Origin of the sequence: Microbacterium hydrothermale (genome assembly GCF_004854025.1) — a bacterium.
GTDB classification, from domain to species: domain Bacteria; phylum Actinomycetota; class Actinomycetes; order Actinomycetales; family Microbacteriaceae; genus Microbacterium; species Microbacterium hydrothermale.
In genome coordinates this window covers 1-14,390 of record NZ_STGM01000002.1, presented here as the reverse complement: position 1 = coordinate 14,390, position 14,390 = coordinate 1, and the positions used below count along the sequence as shown (strand labels likewise).

Below are 14,390 nucleotides of genomic sequence, written 5' to 3'. Positions count from 1 at the left end.
CGGCTCCTCAGTGCTCGTAGGTGCCGTGCAGGATGGCGCGACCGGTCGTCTTGAACGCCAGGTTGAACGACACCACGGCGGGGCTCGCATCGCGGTCGACGCCGAGGGATTCCTCGCCCACCGCGTGGACGACGAAGAAGTAGCGGTGGGGCTGATCGCCCTGCGGGGGCGCGGCGCCCATGAAGCCGGCCTCGCCGCCGTCGTTGCGCACGTGGAACGCGGCGCCGGGCAGGTCGCCGGCGGAAGCGCCGGTGGTGAGCTCGTGCACGTCGGCGGGGATGTCGACGAGGACCCAGTGCCAGAAACCGCTCGGCGTCGGAGCGTCCGGATCGAAGCAGGTCACGACGAACGACTTCGTGCCCTCCGGCGCCCCGGACCACCGCAGGTGGGGGGAGGTGTTGCCCTTCTCGGCGACCTGGTCGTCCTTCAGGGGCTGCCCGTCGGTGACGTCGTCGCTGACGACGTCGAACGAGGCCGTGGCGGGAAGCAGCGGGTACGGATCGGGCGTCTGGGGGCGGGTGAGATCGACCATGCTCGGCACGATAGGACGCGGCGGTGACGACTCGGCAGGGCTTGCGTGCGCGACCGGGGGAGGTTAGCGCTCAGGGTGCCAGAGCGAGGAGGGAACGGGCGGCGTCGTGGCATCCGTCCGGGGTGGGCAGGCCGTAGTCGACCTCGATCACCTCGCGCAGATCCGCGGCGAGGTCGTCCACGCTCGGTTCGACCTCGAGGGCTTTGAGGATCGGGAGTATCAGGTCGTCGTACTCGTCGTCGGGCCACCCCGGACCGATGAGGTGGACGCCGATCGGGTCCCAGTCGTTGAGGACGGCGCGCACCCGGAGGGCGATGGGCGACAGAGACCGCGGCGGTGAGGACGTCTGCATGACGGAGAGTGTCGCGAGCGTCCTTAGGTGCCGGCTGAGCATCGGCCATGGACCAGGTGGGCTCACCGACGCCGGGCCTTCACCCGCGGGATGATCGAAAGGTCGAACGGTTCGCTAAGTCCCTGACGTCGCGCCGACGCGGGGTTTCGCGTGCGGTGAGCGACGCGCTTCGCGGTACCGTCGACATACGCCTGAGGGCGAGGGGGAACCCGCACATCCGTCGCCGGGGGGCGCAGCACAGGACGGAGTCGCCGTGAGTGACATCGACGAGCCATCGGGCACCGAACCCGCGCGGGGCGACGGGTCGGGCGGCGCCGCGAACGGCGGGGCGGACAGCCGCCGGCCGAAGGTGTCGCGTCGCGCCCTGCTCCTCGGCGGCCTGGCCGTGGGCGGCCTGGCCGCGATCGGCGGCGGCGCCCTCGTCTACCGCGACCTGCGACGTGCCGACGGTCCGGACGGGACGTGGGTGAAGCTGAGCCCGATCGTGCCCCTGCCCCGCGACGCCCCGCGCGACGCGTCACCCGCCTTCGAGGAGCCCGGAGCGGACACCACCGTCGCGGTGTGGGCGCACGCCGACGACGACATCATCTTCGCCAATCCCCATCTCGGCGAGCTGATCTCGTCGGGTGCCACGCTGCGCACGATCTTCGTCACCGCCGGAGATGCGGGTCGCGGACTCGGCTACGCGGAGCAGCGCGAGGCCGGGATCCGCGCCGCCTACGACGAGATGCGCGGCAGCACGGCGCCGTGGGACACACGGCAGATCACGCTGCTCAGCGGAGCGCGCGTGACGCGCTTCGTCCCATCCGACGATCCTCGGCTGTCGATCACGACGCTCCGCCTGCCGGACGGGAACCTCAGTGCGAAGGGGTTCCCCAGCACCGGGGATGCCGGGCTCACACAGCTCATCAACGGCATCGTGCCCGCGCTGGCGCCGATCGACGACGGCCCCACCCTGGACGCCAGTCGGCTCTCGGACACGATCGCGGAGCTGATCCACGCCGGTCGACCCGACCGCATCACCACGAACATCCCGCACGAGAGCGCGTTCGCCCGCGGTGACCACCCCGATCACTCGTGTGTCGGTTCGCTCGTGCGCGCCGTCGCGCCGACGGTGGGGGTGGATGCCGCGGCGGTGACCTACTACATCGGCTACCCGTCCAAGCGGCAGCCGGTGAACGTGATCGGCGCCCCGCTGGACGCGAAGGTCGGCGTGTACCAGGTCTACGCCGCGAAGGACCCGGTCGTCACGTGCGGGGACGCGGCGGCGTGCCTCGCCCAGCCCGGTTTCGGTCAGTGGCTCCGTCGCTCGTACGGCAAGACCGAGGACGAACTGCAGCTGTCGTGAGACACGAACGCCGCCCGCGGGAAGCGGGCGGCGTTCGCTCTGCCGGAGGCGGACCCAGGACGGGGCGCGAGCGGTGTCAGTCCTCGGAGACGGTGACCGTGACCTCGATGTTGCCGCGCGTGGCGTTCGAGTAGGGGCACACCTGGTGCGCCTGGTCGGCGAGCTCCTGCGCGAGCTCGTGCTCGACGCCGGGGAGGACCACTTCGAGCAGCACGGCGAGCTGGTACCCGCCCTGCCCGTTCGGGCCGATCTGCACGCGGCCGCCCACGGAGGAGTCCTCGAGCGTGATCTTGCGGCCGCGCGCGACGGCGTGCAGCGCGCCGTGGAAGCAGGCCGCGTAACCTGCGGCGAACAGCTGCTCGGGGTTGGTGCCCGCCCCCGATCCGCCCATCTCCTTCGGCGGGGCGACCTCGAGGTCGATGTAGTCGCCGGCGGTCACGTGACCGGTGCGGCCGTGGCCGGTGGAGACGGCTTCTGCGGTGTAGAGAACGTCCATGGGGGTTCCTTTCTGTGGACGAGGAAGGGGGAGTCGGATCAGGTCCGGGGTCGAGGGGCGCCCGCGGCCCCGAGGATCGCGTCGGGGTGGTCGCGCAGGTCTTTCATCGCCTCGGTGAGCTGGTGCAGGGCGTCGATGAGCTCGCGCGCACTGTCGGCGTCGGTGAGGCCCGCCCCCGCGGCGATGCACCGGGGGACGTGGGAGAGCTCCTCTCTCAGCTCCGCTCCGCGTTCGGTGAGGGCGACCGAAACCACGCGTTCGTCGTCGGCCCGGCGGGTGCGGGTGAGATACCCCGACGCCTCCATGCGAGCCAGCATCGGGGAGAGGGTTCCCGAGTCGAGCTGCAGCGCATCGCCGAGGCTCTTGACGGTCTGCTCGCCGTCGTTCCAGAGCGTCACCATCGCGATGTATTGCGGGTAGGTGAGGCCCCAGGGCTCGAGGAGCACGCGGTACGCCTGCGTGGTCGTGCGATTGGCGGCGTAGAGCGCGAAGCACACGAGCGAGTCGACGGCGGGCATGCGGACAACCATTGCACACAATTCAATTGTGCACAACCAAGTAGGTCCGCCGTCCTTCCGGCTGCCGTGTCAACCCCTGCCGTCGGGATCCCTGACGGGTGACGATGGGCGCATGATCCGCCGTAGCGACGCGAGCTTCACGGCGCCGTCGGGTTTCCTCCCCGACGGCGACCGCGACCTGCTCGCCATCAACGGGCATCACTTCGAGCTGGGTGACTCCGCCGCCCCGCTCGGAGGCGACCTCGCCTGAGTCCGCCGCGCCGGGAGCACCGCTCCGGCGCAGCACGCGCGCGCCCACCCGACGCACGGCCCGCGCCGGAACGCGCGTCAGTCCCGCGGTAAGCGATCCCGCGGTGCGTCTTCGTCGTCGTCGACCGGATGCCGGGTCACCAGCAACTCCGCGACCCGTCGTCGCTCCACGGCGCTGACCTGCAGCGTCGCACCGTCGACCTCCACGGTGTCGCCGACCCGCGCGAGGCGGCCGAGCCGCTCCACGACGAAACCGGCGACGGTGTCGGAGGCGCCCCGGGGCAGGGTCACGCCGGTCGCCTCCTCGAAGTCCTGCAGGTTCAAGCGGCCCTCCACGGAGCCGTGCTCGCCCTCGGCCAGGGGCTGCTCGGCCGCGTCGTCGTACTCGTCGAAGATCTCGCCGACCACCTCTTCGACGAGGTCTTCGAGCGTCACGATGCCGTCGGTGCCGCCGTACTCGTCGACCACGACGGCGATGTGACTTCCTTCCGCGCGCATGGCCGTGAGGGTGGGCAGCACGCGCGCCGTCGACGGGATGTAGCGGATCTCGCGCACGACGGCCGTGAGCGGGCGCGAGGTGTCCTCGTAGAGGTCGCGCACGTGGACGAACCCGATGACGTCGTCGACCGTGCGCTCGGCGACCGGGTAGCGCGAGTACGGCAGGTCGCGCACGCGCTGCACGGCCTCGGCGATGGAGCCGGCGGCATCCAGGGTCACGACCTCCGGCCGCGGGCGCATGACCTCGCTGACGTGGCGGTCGCGCAGCGAGAGGACGTCGTCGAGGATGCGGCGCTCGTCGGCGGGCAGCCCCTCGTGGCTGGAGACGATGTCGCGCAGCTCCTCCTCGGTGAGTTCTTCACCGGTCTTGTCGGGGTCGCCGCCCAGCAGGCGCACCAGCACGTTGGTGGAGATCGACAGCAGCCAGATGACGGGCCGCATGAGGGTCGCGAAGCCGTTGAGCACGGGAGCGACCCCGTACGCGAACGCGGCGTTCCGCTGGATCGCGAGCCGCTTGGGGACGAGCTCGCCGAGGACGAGCGACAGGTAGGCGATCACCAGGGTCAGGGCGATGGTCGACACGGTCGCCGCGATCGGCTCGTCGAGTCCCCACGCCACGAACAGGGGCGTCACCGACGGAGCGATCGACGATGCGCCGTAGGCCGCGGACGCGAACCCCGCCACGGTGACGCCGATCTGGACGGCGGACAGGAACGTGTTGGGGTTGCGAGCGAGATCGGCGACCTTCTGCCCGCGACGGCCCCGAGCGGCGAGGGCGTTGACCTGGCTCTCCCGGAGCGTGACCAGGGCCATCTCGGTGGCGGCGAAGACGCCCCCGATCAGCACGAAGACCACGACGAGCACGATGTTGAGGGCGAGGTCGTTCATCGTCGCTCCGCCCCCACCTGCTCCGGGCCCGCACCCGGGCTGACCCGGGCACGCGGACTGTGGGCGTCGGCGTCGAGAGCGTGGCGCATGCGCCGAGTGTAGTGAGCGCCGAGGGTCCGGATGCCGGGGAGCACGGGGCTTGCGCAGCCCGTGCGCTTCTGCTGCGTCAGCGCACGCTGCCGTCGGTCCCGGACACGCGGACCGTGGTGCCGCCGACCAGGTCGATCTTCCAGATCGGGGTCCCGTCCTCGCTCTCCAGGCTCGCTTCCTCGATGCGCGCATCACCGGAGGCCCGGGAGGCGGCGATCCGGACGGCATCCGCAAGCGTCGTCGTGGTGGCCTGGAGGGCGGCGGCGTCATCGGTGTCGAGACCCTCGGCGTCGTCGGAGGACTGCGCCTGGGACCCGTCGGCGCTGACGACGACCTCGATCTCCTGATCGCCGACGGCGACGTGGATCTGCCACCGGCCGTCGTCGGTGTCGAGCTGGAACGCCCGCCCTCCCGCATCGGCTTCGGCGGTGGTGACGGCCCGCACGGCGTCGCGGTCCGTGGCGGTCAGATCGCCTCCGCCGGGGGCGGAGGGCGCGCACGCCCCGAGGGCGAGGGGCGCGGCGACGAGGAGGGCGACGCTCAGGGGGCGGATCGAGGCCATGCCGTGAGGCTAACGACGCACCATCCGCTCCCCGCAGAGCTTGCGTCGCCGCGGCTGCTGTGCGTCGCGGCCCGTCCTGATGGCGGGCTTTACCAAGCTGCGAGCACATCGTCAATGCCGGGGTCGCGTTCAGGCAGGGCGCGAACGATCGCCTGCATGAGCGAGATCACCGCACACCATGGACTCCTGACCGACATCGACCTGCACGTCGACGACACCGGCGGCTCGGGCCGACCCGTGGTGCTGATCCACGGATGGCCCCTGTCGGGCGAATCGTGGGCGCACCAGGTTCCGGCCCTCGAGGCGGCCGGTCACCGGGTCGTCACTTACGACCGCCGTGGCTTCGGTCGCAGCGACAAGCCGCGCACCGGGTACGACTACGACACCTTCGCCGACGACCTGCAGGCGGTCCTCGAGGCGCTCGACCTGCGCGACGTCACCCTCGTCGGCTTCTCGATGGGCGGGGGAGAGGTCGCGCGCTACCTCACGCGTCACGGCGCCGACCGCGTGCACAGCGTCGTCTTCGCCGCGGCCGTCCCGCCGTACCTCGCGAAGACCGAGGACAATCCCGAGGGCCCCCTCGACGACGAGACCGCCGACGGCATGAAGAGCGGTCTGAAGGACGACGAGAAGTCCTTCTACCACCAGTTCACGACCGACTTCTTCTCTGTCGACGGCACGCTCACGGTCTCGCCCGAGGAGCAGGCCGAGGCGGAACGCCTGGCGAACCAGGCCGACCACCACGCCGCGCTGAAGTCGATGGAGGCGTTCGCGACCACCGACTTCCGCGGCGATCTGCCCCACGTCACCGTGCCCACCCTCGTCATCCACGGCGACAGCGACGCGACGGTGCCGTTCGAAGGATCCGGCAAGCGCACGCACGAGGCGATCGCCGGCAGCGAGCTGCACGTGGTCGCCGGTGCACCCCACGGTGTCAACGTGAGCCACGCCGAGGAGTTCAACCGCGTCCTCGTCGACTTCCTGAAGCGCTGACCCTCCCCGGGGCTCCGGTCGTTCCGGAGCTCGGGACCAATCGGTGCACCCCACTCTCGCCCGCACCCGCGGGGGATGCGCCGATCCTCCGATGCCCCGTCGTCCGATGACGACGGGGCATCGGCGTGCGGGCGACAGGTCGCCGGCCCTGAGATGACCGATCCGAGCCGCACGGGCGACGGGACGGGTGAAGCGCGGCGCGGCGGGCATCTCCGCCTCCGGGGCGACCCTCGAAAGGCCGGAGCACCGCTCTACGGTGGCGGCCATGACCGATGCCCCCGACGCGCCGACCCGATCCGGGCGGCGCCGACGGCAGCGCGCCCCGCGTCCCTGGCGGACGGGCGAGTCGACGACCCGCCGCTGGGACCTCGAGATGCTGGCCTGGGCCGTCTGCGCGCTCGGCGCGGGCCTGCTGGCCGGGCGGGCGGCATCCGCTCTCCTTCCGCCCGAGACGGCGGAGGGCGGTGCGCGGGCCGTCGTCTGGGTCGCGATGGGGGGCGCCGTCGCCCTGGCCCTCTCGCGGTCGAGGCCGCGCGGGCTCCTGAGGGTGCGTCTCGTCGACGCGCTCTACGGCGTCGTCTTCGGCCTCACCCTGCGCCTGTTGCAGGGGGCCGTCGCGGGAATCCCCGACGGTCCGGCTCCCTGGCCCTCGATGTTCTCGGTCGGCGGGGCCCTCCCGGAGTCCTTCGTCGTCGACGCCCTCGCCGACACGCTCGTCGCCGCGACGCTGGAGGAGTTGTTCTTCCGCGGGGTGGTGCTGATCTGCGTCTACGTCCTCGTGCGCCGCTCCAGCGGTCGCGTCGCCGCGGGGATCGCCGCCGTCGCGGTCGCGACGGCCCTCTTCCTCGTCGCGCACCTGGTCTCCGGCAGCGCGGCCGATCTCGATCCGATCGCGCTCGCCGCCGTGGGCGTCGTCACCGGGGCGTTCGTTCTCGGAACGGGGAGGATCTGGCCGGCGGTCGCGGTGCACGTCGTCTTCAACGCCTCGGGTTATCTGCTGCTCGCCGTCGGGACGCTCCTCGCGTGAGACCGTCGCCGTTTGGCGATGGCATCCGGATGACGTAGTCTTGATCTTTGGTGCCTGCCTCTCTGCGAGCGGGTCACCCGAACGTGAGCCCTCCACCGGCCCTGTTCCCTCGTCTGACGGACGGTGAACGGACCACCGGAGCGGGATTCACGAACTCCTCCGTTCGATCAAGAAAGCAGCACTACTGTGACGCGCACTTTCACCCCCAAGGCCGCTGAGGTCACGCGCGAGTGGGTCGTTATCGACGCCACCGACGTCGTTCTCGGCCGCCTCGCCTCGCACGCGGCGGTCCTCCTCCGCGGCAAGCACAAGGCCACCTTCGCCAACCACATCGACTCCGGCGACTTCGTCATCGTGATCAACGCCGAAAAGGTGGCGCTCACGGGTCAGAAGCTCTCGCAGAAGAAGGCGTACCGCCACTCGGGCTTCCCGGGCGGCCTCAAGTCCGTCACCTACGACGAACTCCTCGAGAAGAACCCCGTCCGCGCGGTCGAGAAGGCCATCCGCGGCATGCTGCCCAAGAACAGCCTCGGCGCGGCGCAGCTCAAGAAGCTCAAGGTCTACCGCGGCGCCGAGCACCCCCACGGTGCCCAGCAGCCCACGGCATACACCTTCGACCAGGTCGCCCAGTAAGCGCCGCCGGATAAGGACGAAACAGTGTCGAACATCGACTCCAGCAACTACAGCACCGAGACGCCGGCCGAGCAGTCCGTCGTCGCCGCCGAGCGCCCCGTGCTCTCGGTTCCCGGCGCAGCCGTCGGCCGCCGCAAGCAGGCCATCGCCCGCGTGCGCCTGGTTCCCGGCTCGGGCACGATCACGGTCAACGGCCGCACGATCGAGGACTACTTCCCGAACAAGCTGCACCAGCAGCTGATCAACGACCCGTTCACGGTGCTCGAGCTCGCGGGCTCGTACGACGTGATCGCGCGCATCTCCGGTGGCGGCCCCTCGGGTCAGGCCGGCGCGCTGCGCCTCGGCATCGCCCGTGCGCTCAACGAGATCGACGCCGAGAACAACCGCCCGACCCTGAAGAAGGCCGGCTTCCTCTCGCGCGACGCTCGCGTCAAGGAGCGCAAGAAGGCCGGTCTCAAGAAGGCCCGCAAGGCGCCTCAGTACTCCAAGCGCTGAGTTCGAACCTCCGTATGCCTCTTTTCGGCACGGACGGGGTGCGGGGGCTGGCCAACGGCCTCCTCACCGCCGAACTCGCGCTGCACCTGGCCCAGGCGACTGCTGTCGTCCTGGGCCAGGGCCGTTCTGCGGAGGCGCGCAAGGCCGAGGGTCGCCGACTCACGGCCGTCGTCGCGCGCGACCCGCGCGTGTCGGGGGAGTTCCTCGCCGCCGCGGTCGCCGCAGGGCTGGCCTCGTCGGGGGTCGACGTGCTCGACGCGGGAGTGATCCCCACCCCCGCCACGGCCTTCCTCATCGCCGATCACGACGCCGACTTCGGTGTGATGGTCTCGGCGTCCCACAATCCCGCTCCCGACAACGGCATCAAGATCTTCGCCCGCGGCGGGACCAAGCTCCCCGACATCGTCGAGCAGCGCATCGAGCACGCCCTCGAGGGGGAGCGTCTGCAGCCCACCGGGGCCGGTGTCGGCCGCATCCGTCGCTTCGCCGACGCCGAAGACCGATACGTGCTGCACCTGCTCGGCTCGCTGCCGCATCGGCTCGACGGCATCCACGTCGTGCTCGACTGCGCCCACGGCGCGGCGGCCGGGGTTTCGCCCGAGACGTTCAAGGACGCCGGTGCGCAGGTCACGGTCATCGGGGCCGACCCCGACGGTCTCAACATCAACGACGGCGTGGGCTCCACCCACCTCGACGTGCTCGCGGAGGCGGTCGTCCGCCTTGGGGCCGACGTGGGCATCGCGCACGACGGCGACGCCGATCGCTGCCTCGCGGTGGACGCGCAGGGCAATGTCGTCGACGGCGACCAGATCATGGCGATCCTCGCGGTCGCGATGAAGGAGCGCGGTGCGCTCGCCGACGACACGCTCGTGGCGACGGTGATGAGCAACCTCGGACTTCACCGGGCGATGCAGGAGCACGGCATCCGTGTTCTGCAGACCGGGGTGGGCGACCGCTACGTGCTCGAAGCGATGAACGAGGGGGGCTACTCCCTCGGCGGCGAGCAGTCCGGACACGTCATCATGAGCGAGTTCGCCACGACCGGCGACGGGCTGCTGACCGGTCTGCACCTCGTGGCCGAGATGGCGCGCCAGGGCAAGACGCTCGCGGAGCTCGCGTCGATCATGACCGTGTACCCCCAGGTGCTCGTGAACGTGCGCGGTGTCGACCGCGACGGCGTGAGTGACGAGGGCGTGCAGGCAGCCGTCGCCGCGTCGACCGCCGAGCTGGGTGATTCCGGTCGCGTGCTGCTGCGCGCGTCGGGCACCGAGCCGCTCGTGCGCGTGATGGTCGAGGCGGCGTCGGAGGACGTCGCCCGGGCCCACGCGGACCGGCTCTCCGAGGTCGTGCGGGAGCGCCTGGCGCTCTGACGTCGATCCGTGCGAAAGCCCAGGGCCCCCGCCGCGGGGCTCCTGGGCTTTCGTCGATTCCGGGTCGCCGGCAGAACCGGCTCGCGTCCTCCCGCGGTCGTCAGTACTCGAGCGACTCGATGTAGCGCAGCAGGACGCCCTCGCGCAGTGCCCACGGCGAGACTTCGAGCTCCTCGACGTCCATCGCCTTCATGGCCCGTTCGACGACGATCGCCGCCGCGACGATCTGGAAGGTGCGGTCGGCGGTGATCCCCGGGAGCGCTTCGCGCGCGTCGGCGGGGATGCGGGCCAGACGGGGGATCCAGTCCTTGAGCTCCTTGCGGGGCAGGACCATGCGGTCGATGCCCGACCACCCCGGCACGGGATAGCCGGCGAGCTTGGCCAGCGAGCGGATCGCCTTCGACGATCCGATGACGTGGTCGGGTCGGGGGAGCGCGGCGAAACGCTCGGCAACGGGGGCGAGGACGGATGCCGCGTGCTCGCGCAGCGCGTCGATCTCGTCGTCGCCGGGCGGGTCGTGCGGAAGGAACTGCACGGTCGAGCGCCCCGCACCCAGAGGGACGGACTCCGCGAGATCGGGGAGTTCGTCGGCGCCGCCGGCGATCTCGAGCGAGCCGCCGCCGATGTCGAACAGCAGGATCTGGCCCGCCGACCACCCGAACCAGCGCCGCACGGCGAGGTACGTGAAGCGCGCCTCGGTTTCGCCCCCGAGGACCTGCAGGGGCTGGCCGAGCGCCTCCTCGATGAGCGCGATGACCTCCTCGCCGTTCGTCGCTTCTCGCACGGCGGAGGTCGCGGTGGCGAGGAGTTCGTCGACCCCCTCGGCGCGGGCCCGATCGCGGGCGGCGGTCACGGCATCCACCAGTCCGTTGATCCCCTCGGCGGAGATCGAACCGTCGGCCTGCAGGTAGCGCATGAGGCGCAGCACCGAGCGGTGCGAGCTCGTCGCGGTGGGGCGACCGCCCGCGCGGGCGTTGGCCACCAGGAGGTGGACGGTGTTCGAGCCGATGTCGAGAACTCCCAGGCGCACGGTCCGAGCGTAGCGGGGCGTTCGATCGGCGGGAGAACTCCCACGCGGCACGGCGCCCCAGCCCCGCACGGCCGCATCTACCCCGCCGATCGTCCCGAAGCCTCGCCCGGGGCGGCGAGGCGCGACCCGGCCGGCCGGGGACGAAGTGACCGCGCGGGTAGCATGAGCGAGTGTCCGCCGCCGAGACAGCCGCTCCCGCACCGTCGCTGAGCCCCTACCGTCAGATCGACCGCGACGATTGGGCCCGCATGGCCGGCGGTCTCGAGCAGCCGCTGACCGAGAATGAGATCGTGCAGTTGCGGGGCATCGGCGACCGTCTCGACCCGCGAGAGGTCGCGGAGGTCTACCTGCCGCTCAGCCGCCTGCTGAGCCTCTACGCCCGCGCGACGCGCCGCCTCGGGGCCGACACGAGCGAGTTCCTCGGCGAACCGGATGCCACGACCCCCTTCGTCATCGGGGTGGCCGGTTCGGTCGCCGTGGGCAAATCGACCATCGCCCGACTGCTGCGCGAGCTCATGAGCCGCTGGCCCGACACCCCGCGCGTCGAACTGGTCACCACCGACGGCTTCCTCTACCCGAACGCCGAGCTCGAGCGCCGGGGGCTCATGGACCGCAAGGGGTTCCCCGAGTCGTACGACCGTCGGGCGCTCGTGGAGTTCCTCAGCGAGGTCAAGTCGGGAGCAGAAGAGGCGCGCGCACCGTTCTATTCGCACGTGCGGTACGACATCATGCCCGATGCGCACGTCACCGTGCACCGTCCCGACGTGGTCATCGTGGAGGGACTGAACGTCCTGCAGCCGCCGCCGTCGCCGAACGAGGTCGCCGTGAGCGATCTGTTCGACTTCTCGATCTACGTGGATGCCGACGCGGCCCACATCGAGCGCTGGTACGTCGACCGCTTCCTGGCGTTGCGCGACAACGCCTTCACCAACCCGACCTCCTTCTTCCGCGTGTTCGCCGACATCAGCGACGAGGAGGCGGTGGAGCGCGCCCTGGGGTACTGGCGCGAGATCAACCTCCCCAACCTGGAGGAGAACGTGCTGCCCACGCGGCACCGCGCCAAGCTCGTGCTGCAGAAGGGCGCCGACCACACCGTCGACTCGGTGCTGCTGCGCAAGCTCTGAGGACGGATTTCCCCGCGCGCCGGAGGCCTGGAATGGGGGTGCAGGATGCCGCCCGCGTCCCCGTACTACGCAGTCCCCGAGAGGGTGACGATCCGCGCGAACACGCGCGTGTGGGCGGCCCGGGGGAGCACCCGCCGCGCGCTACCTGCGTATACGTAGCCCCGCGAACCCCGCACCCGAACCAGTAGCTTCGCGCGTTCACAGACTACTCACAGGGCACCTAGCGTGGCCGGACGGTCGTCTGCTGCGCGGACGGCTGCGACCAGCGCCGACGAGGGCGCGGGAAGACACAGGGGAGTGCTGCACGATGCATGGGATCAGAGGTAATCCGGGGACGTCGCCCGGGCGGACGATGGCGGGCGGAGCCTGGACGACGACGCGCGGGGGTCGCACGGCCGTCAAGACCGCGGCAGCCCTCGGCGCTGTCTCGCTGAGCCTGTTCGGGGGGATCAGCGCCGCGCAGGCGGCCCCCGGCGACGTCTCCCGCGCGAGCGGCACGTTTCTGAGCGGAACCATCCTCGACGCCATCCCGCTGGGGGCGATCGCCGACCTCGACGGCGCCTTGGCCTCGAGCACCGGCACGGGGTCGACCGTCACCGACGCGAACACCCTCGACCTCACCGCTCTCGGCGTGGTGAACGTCACCGCCCCCGGCGGGGTGCAGATCCCGGTGGACCTCGGCTCGGCCGGTGTGCTCGGCCAGTACGCGTCTGCCGCGCCCGATGCGTCATCCGTCGGCGCGGCCGGCGCGATCGGCGAGGGCGGCGTCATCGGCAACGGCGTTCCGCCCGCCGACGGCGTGGCGCCCGGGCCTCTCTCGGTGAGCCTCGACGCAGCGGTCGACACGTTGGCCGGTTCTCTCGCGGCGGACCTCGTCGAAGAGATCGCCACCCTCGACCTCCAACTCGACGCCGTGAGCGCGCGCGCCGCGAAGGCGGCGCCGGATGCGGCGACCGGCGAGTACACGATCGCCGGCGGACAGCTCGTGATCGGCAGTGAGACCCTCGCTGCTGTGAGCGCGGAATTGTCGAACGCCGTCGATGCCATCGAGGGCGACGTCGTCGGCCTCGATACCGCGCTCGAGGTCGCCCTCTCCGGAGTTCTGCCCCTGCCCGGGGTCGGCGTGGATCTCACCGTGGGCGCGGGGCTCGACCTCTCTGCGGCGGTCGACGAGCTCCTCACCGGACAGTTGACCTCCCCCGACTACCCGGGGGTCGTCATCGACCTCTCGACGGGAACCATCACCGTCGACCTGGACCAGATCCAGGACCTCAACAATCTGCCCGCCGGGACGAACATCATCGGCGGAACGGCCCTGCAATCCGTCGAAGACTCGGTGGTCGCCCTCGTCAGCGGTCTCGTCGACGACGTCGTCGAGCGCGTCGTCACCGCCGTGGGAGACGCATCCGTGAAGGGCCAGGTCACGCAGACGCTGTTGGGGACGACGACGCTCCTCAGCATCGACACGACCCTCGGGGGCCTGCTCGCCGGTGATCCGGTGGGACTCACCCTGGGACCGATCAGCCTGCCGATCGGTCTGCAGGCGATCGCGGACCTGCTCGCCGTACCGATCGATGGCGTGGTCGGTGGCATCGCCCCCGCGTTGGAAGCCCTGCTCGGCCCGGTCAACGAGATCCTCGTGCCGGCGCTGGACGACGTGATCCCGGCGGTCGCGACGGTGACCGTGAACAACCGCACGGCCGCCGACGCGGAGGTGTTCTCGATCACGGCGGCGCTCGTCACCATCCTCCCCGGATCGATCGCGACGACGATCGCCCTCGCGACCGCGAGCGTCGGCCCCAACGAGGTCGACGCCGCGCCGATCGTGCCGGTCGCCATCACCACCCCGGCCGAAGGAGCGATTCTGCCGGCCACGGGCGTACTGCCGACGGCATCCGTCCCCGTGGGGGGAACCGGTGAGCCCGACGCTGTCGTCACGGTCGTGGTGACCGGTGGAGCCGGGCTCCCCGTGTCGCAGACGACGACGGTCCTCGAAGACGGCACGTGGACCGTCACGTTCACGGATGTCGCGGTCGGGACGTACTCGGCGACCGCGACGCAGGATGTCGACGGTTCCACGCAGACCCGCACCTTCGGGGTCGCCGCGGACGTGGCCGATGCCGACGCCGCCGATGTCGACGTTCTCGACGCCGATATCCTGGACATCGATGCGGACGGTGCGGAC

General features: G+C 71.1%; 16 protein-coding genes. 9 read left to right on the top strand and 7 right to left on the bottom strand.

The window, feature by feature from the left end:
* Positions 1-7: 7 nt before the first annotated feature.
* Both FB047_RS03705 and FB047_RS03700 read right to left on the bottom strand, forming a co-directional pair.
* Positions 8-532, bottom strand: coding sequence for a YbhB/YbcL family Raf kinase inhibitor-like protein (locus FB047_RS03705; protein ID WP_136585891.1), 525 nt, complete (start codon positions 530-532; stop codon positions 8-10).
* Positions 533-602: 70 nt separating this feature from the next.
* Complete coding sequence (locus FB047_RS03700; RefSeq protein WP_136585890.1) at positions 603-884, bottom strand: hypothetical protein; 282 nt, start codon at positions 882-884, stop codon at positions 603-605.
* A 253-nt stretch (positions 885-1,137) separates the two neighbouring features.
* Between FB047_RS03700 and FB047_RS03695 the strand changes: the two genes are divergently transcribed.
* A complete protein-coding gene (locus FB047_RS03695; RefSeq protein WP_136585889.1) occupies positions 1,138-2,232 on the top strand; it encodes a PIG-L family deacetylase in 1,095 nt (364 codons plus the stop codon).
* Between the two features lie 76 nt (positions 2,233-2,308).
* Here the strand turns inward: FB047_RS03695 and FB047_RS03690 are convergent, their stop codons facing one another.
* Together FB047_RS03690 and FB047_RS03685 are read right to left on the bottom strand one after the other, a co-directional pair.
* Entirely contained in the window at positions 2,309-2,728 is a 420-nt protein-coding gene (locus FB047_RS03690) for an organic hydroperoxide resistance protein (RefSeq protein WP_136585888.1), read from the bottom strand.
* Between the two features lie 38 nt (positions 2,729-2,766).
* Positions 2,767-3,246, bottom strand: coding sequence for a MarR family winged helix-turn-helix transcriptional regulator (locus FB047_RS03685; RefSeq protein WP_136585887.1), 480 nt, complete (start codon positions 3,244-3,246; stop codon positions 2,767-2,769).
* A gap of 112 nt (positions 3,247-3,358) precedes the next feature.
* On the opposite strand from FB047_RS03685, the gene FB047_RS16815 reads away from it, so the two are divergent.
* Entirely contained in the window at positions 3,359-3,496 is a 138-nt protein-coding gene (locus FB047_RS16815) for a hypothetical protein (RefSeq protein WP_167494134.1), read from the top strand.
* 77 nt (positions 3,497-3,573) lie between these two features.
* On the opposite strand, the gene FB047_RS03680 is transcribed toward FB047_RS16815, so the two are convergent.
* Entirely contained in the window at positions 3,574-4,881 is a 1,308-nt protein-coding gene (locus tag FB047_RS03680; RefSeq protein ID WP_136585886.1) for a hemolysin family protein, read from the bottom strand.
* Positions 4,882-5,047: 166 nt separating this feature from the next.
* A complete protein-coding gene (locus tag FB047_RS03675) occupies positions 5,048-5,533 on the bottom strand; it encodes a hypothetical protein (RefSeq protein WP_136585885.1) in 486 nt (161 codons plus the stop codon).
* A gap of 156 nt (positions 5,534-5,689) precedes the next feature.
* On the opposite strand from FB047_RS03675, the gene FB047_RS03670 reads away from it, so the two are divergent.
* The 5 genes from FB047_RS03670 to glmM all read left to right on the top strand — a co-directional run bounded on the left by FB047_RS03670 (position 5,690) and on the right by glmM (position 10,051).
* Positions 5,690-6,526, top strand: coding sequence for an alpha/beta fold hydrolase (locus FB047_RS03670; RefSeq protein WP_136585884.1), 837 nt, complete (start codon positions 5,690-5,692; stop codon positions 6,524-6,526).
* A gap of 265 nt (positions 6,527-6,791) precedes the next feature.
* Positions 6,792-7,553 carry a CPBP family intramembrane glutamic endopeptidase gene (locus tag FB047_RS03665; protein WP_136585883.1) on the top strand — a complete coding sequence of 254 codons (762 nt, stop codon included), beginning with the start codon at positions 6,792-6,794 and terminating at the stop codon, positions 7,551-7,553.
* A 186-nt stretch (positions 7,554-7,739) separates the two neighbouring features.
* Entirely contained in the window at positions 7,740-8,186 is a 447-nt protein-coding gene (gene rplM, locus FB047_RS03660; protein ID WP_058624377.1) for a 50S ribosomal protein L13, read from the top strand.
* Between the two features lie 24 nt (positions 8,187-8,210).
* On the top strand, positions 8,211-8,681 hold the full coding sequence (gene rpsI / locus FB047_RS03655; protein ID WP_058597862.1) for a 30S ribosomal protein S9: 471 nt from the start codon (positions 8,211-8,213) through the stop codon (positions 8,679-8,681).
* Positions 8,682-8,695: 14 nt separating this feature from the next.
* Entirely contained in the window at positions 8,696-10,051 is a 1,356-nt protein-coding gene (glmM, locus tag FB047_RS03650; RefSeq protein ID WP_136585882.1) for a phosphoglucosamine mutase, read from the top strand.
* 100 nt (positions 10,052-10,151) lie between these two features.
* Here the strand turns inward: glmM and FB047_RS03645 are convergent, their stop codons facing one another.
* Positions 10,152-11,081, bottom strand: a complete 930-nt coding sequence (locus FB047_RS03645) for a Ppx/GppA phosphatase family protein (protein ID WP_136585881.1) — start codon at positions 11,079-11,081, stop codon at positions 10,152-10,154.
* A gap of 170 nt (positions 11,082-11,251) precedes the next feature.
* Here FB047_RS03645 and coaA point away from each other — a divergent pair, with 170 nt between their 5' ends.
* Together coaA and FB047_RS03635 are read left to right on the top strand one after the other, a co-directional pair.
* On the top strand, positions 11,252-12,205 hold the full coding sequence (gene coaA / locus FB047_RS03640) for a type I pantothenate kinase (RefSeq protein WP_136585880.1): 954 nt from the start codon (positions 11,252-11,254) through the stop codon (positions 12,203-12,205).
* A gap of 352 nt (positions 12,206-12,557) precedes the next feature.
* A partial coding sequence (locus tag FB047_RS03635; RefSeq protein WP_167494133.1) for a choice-of-anchor G family protein occupies positions 12,558-14,390 on the top strand: 1,833 nt, incomplete at its 3' end.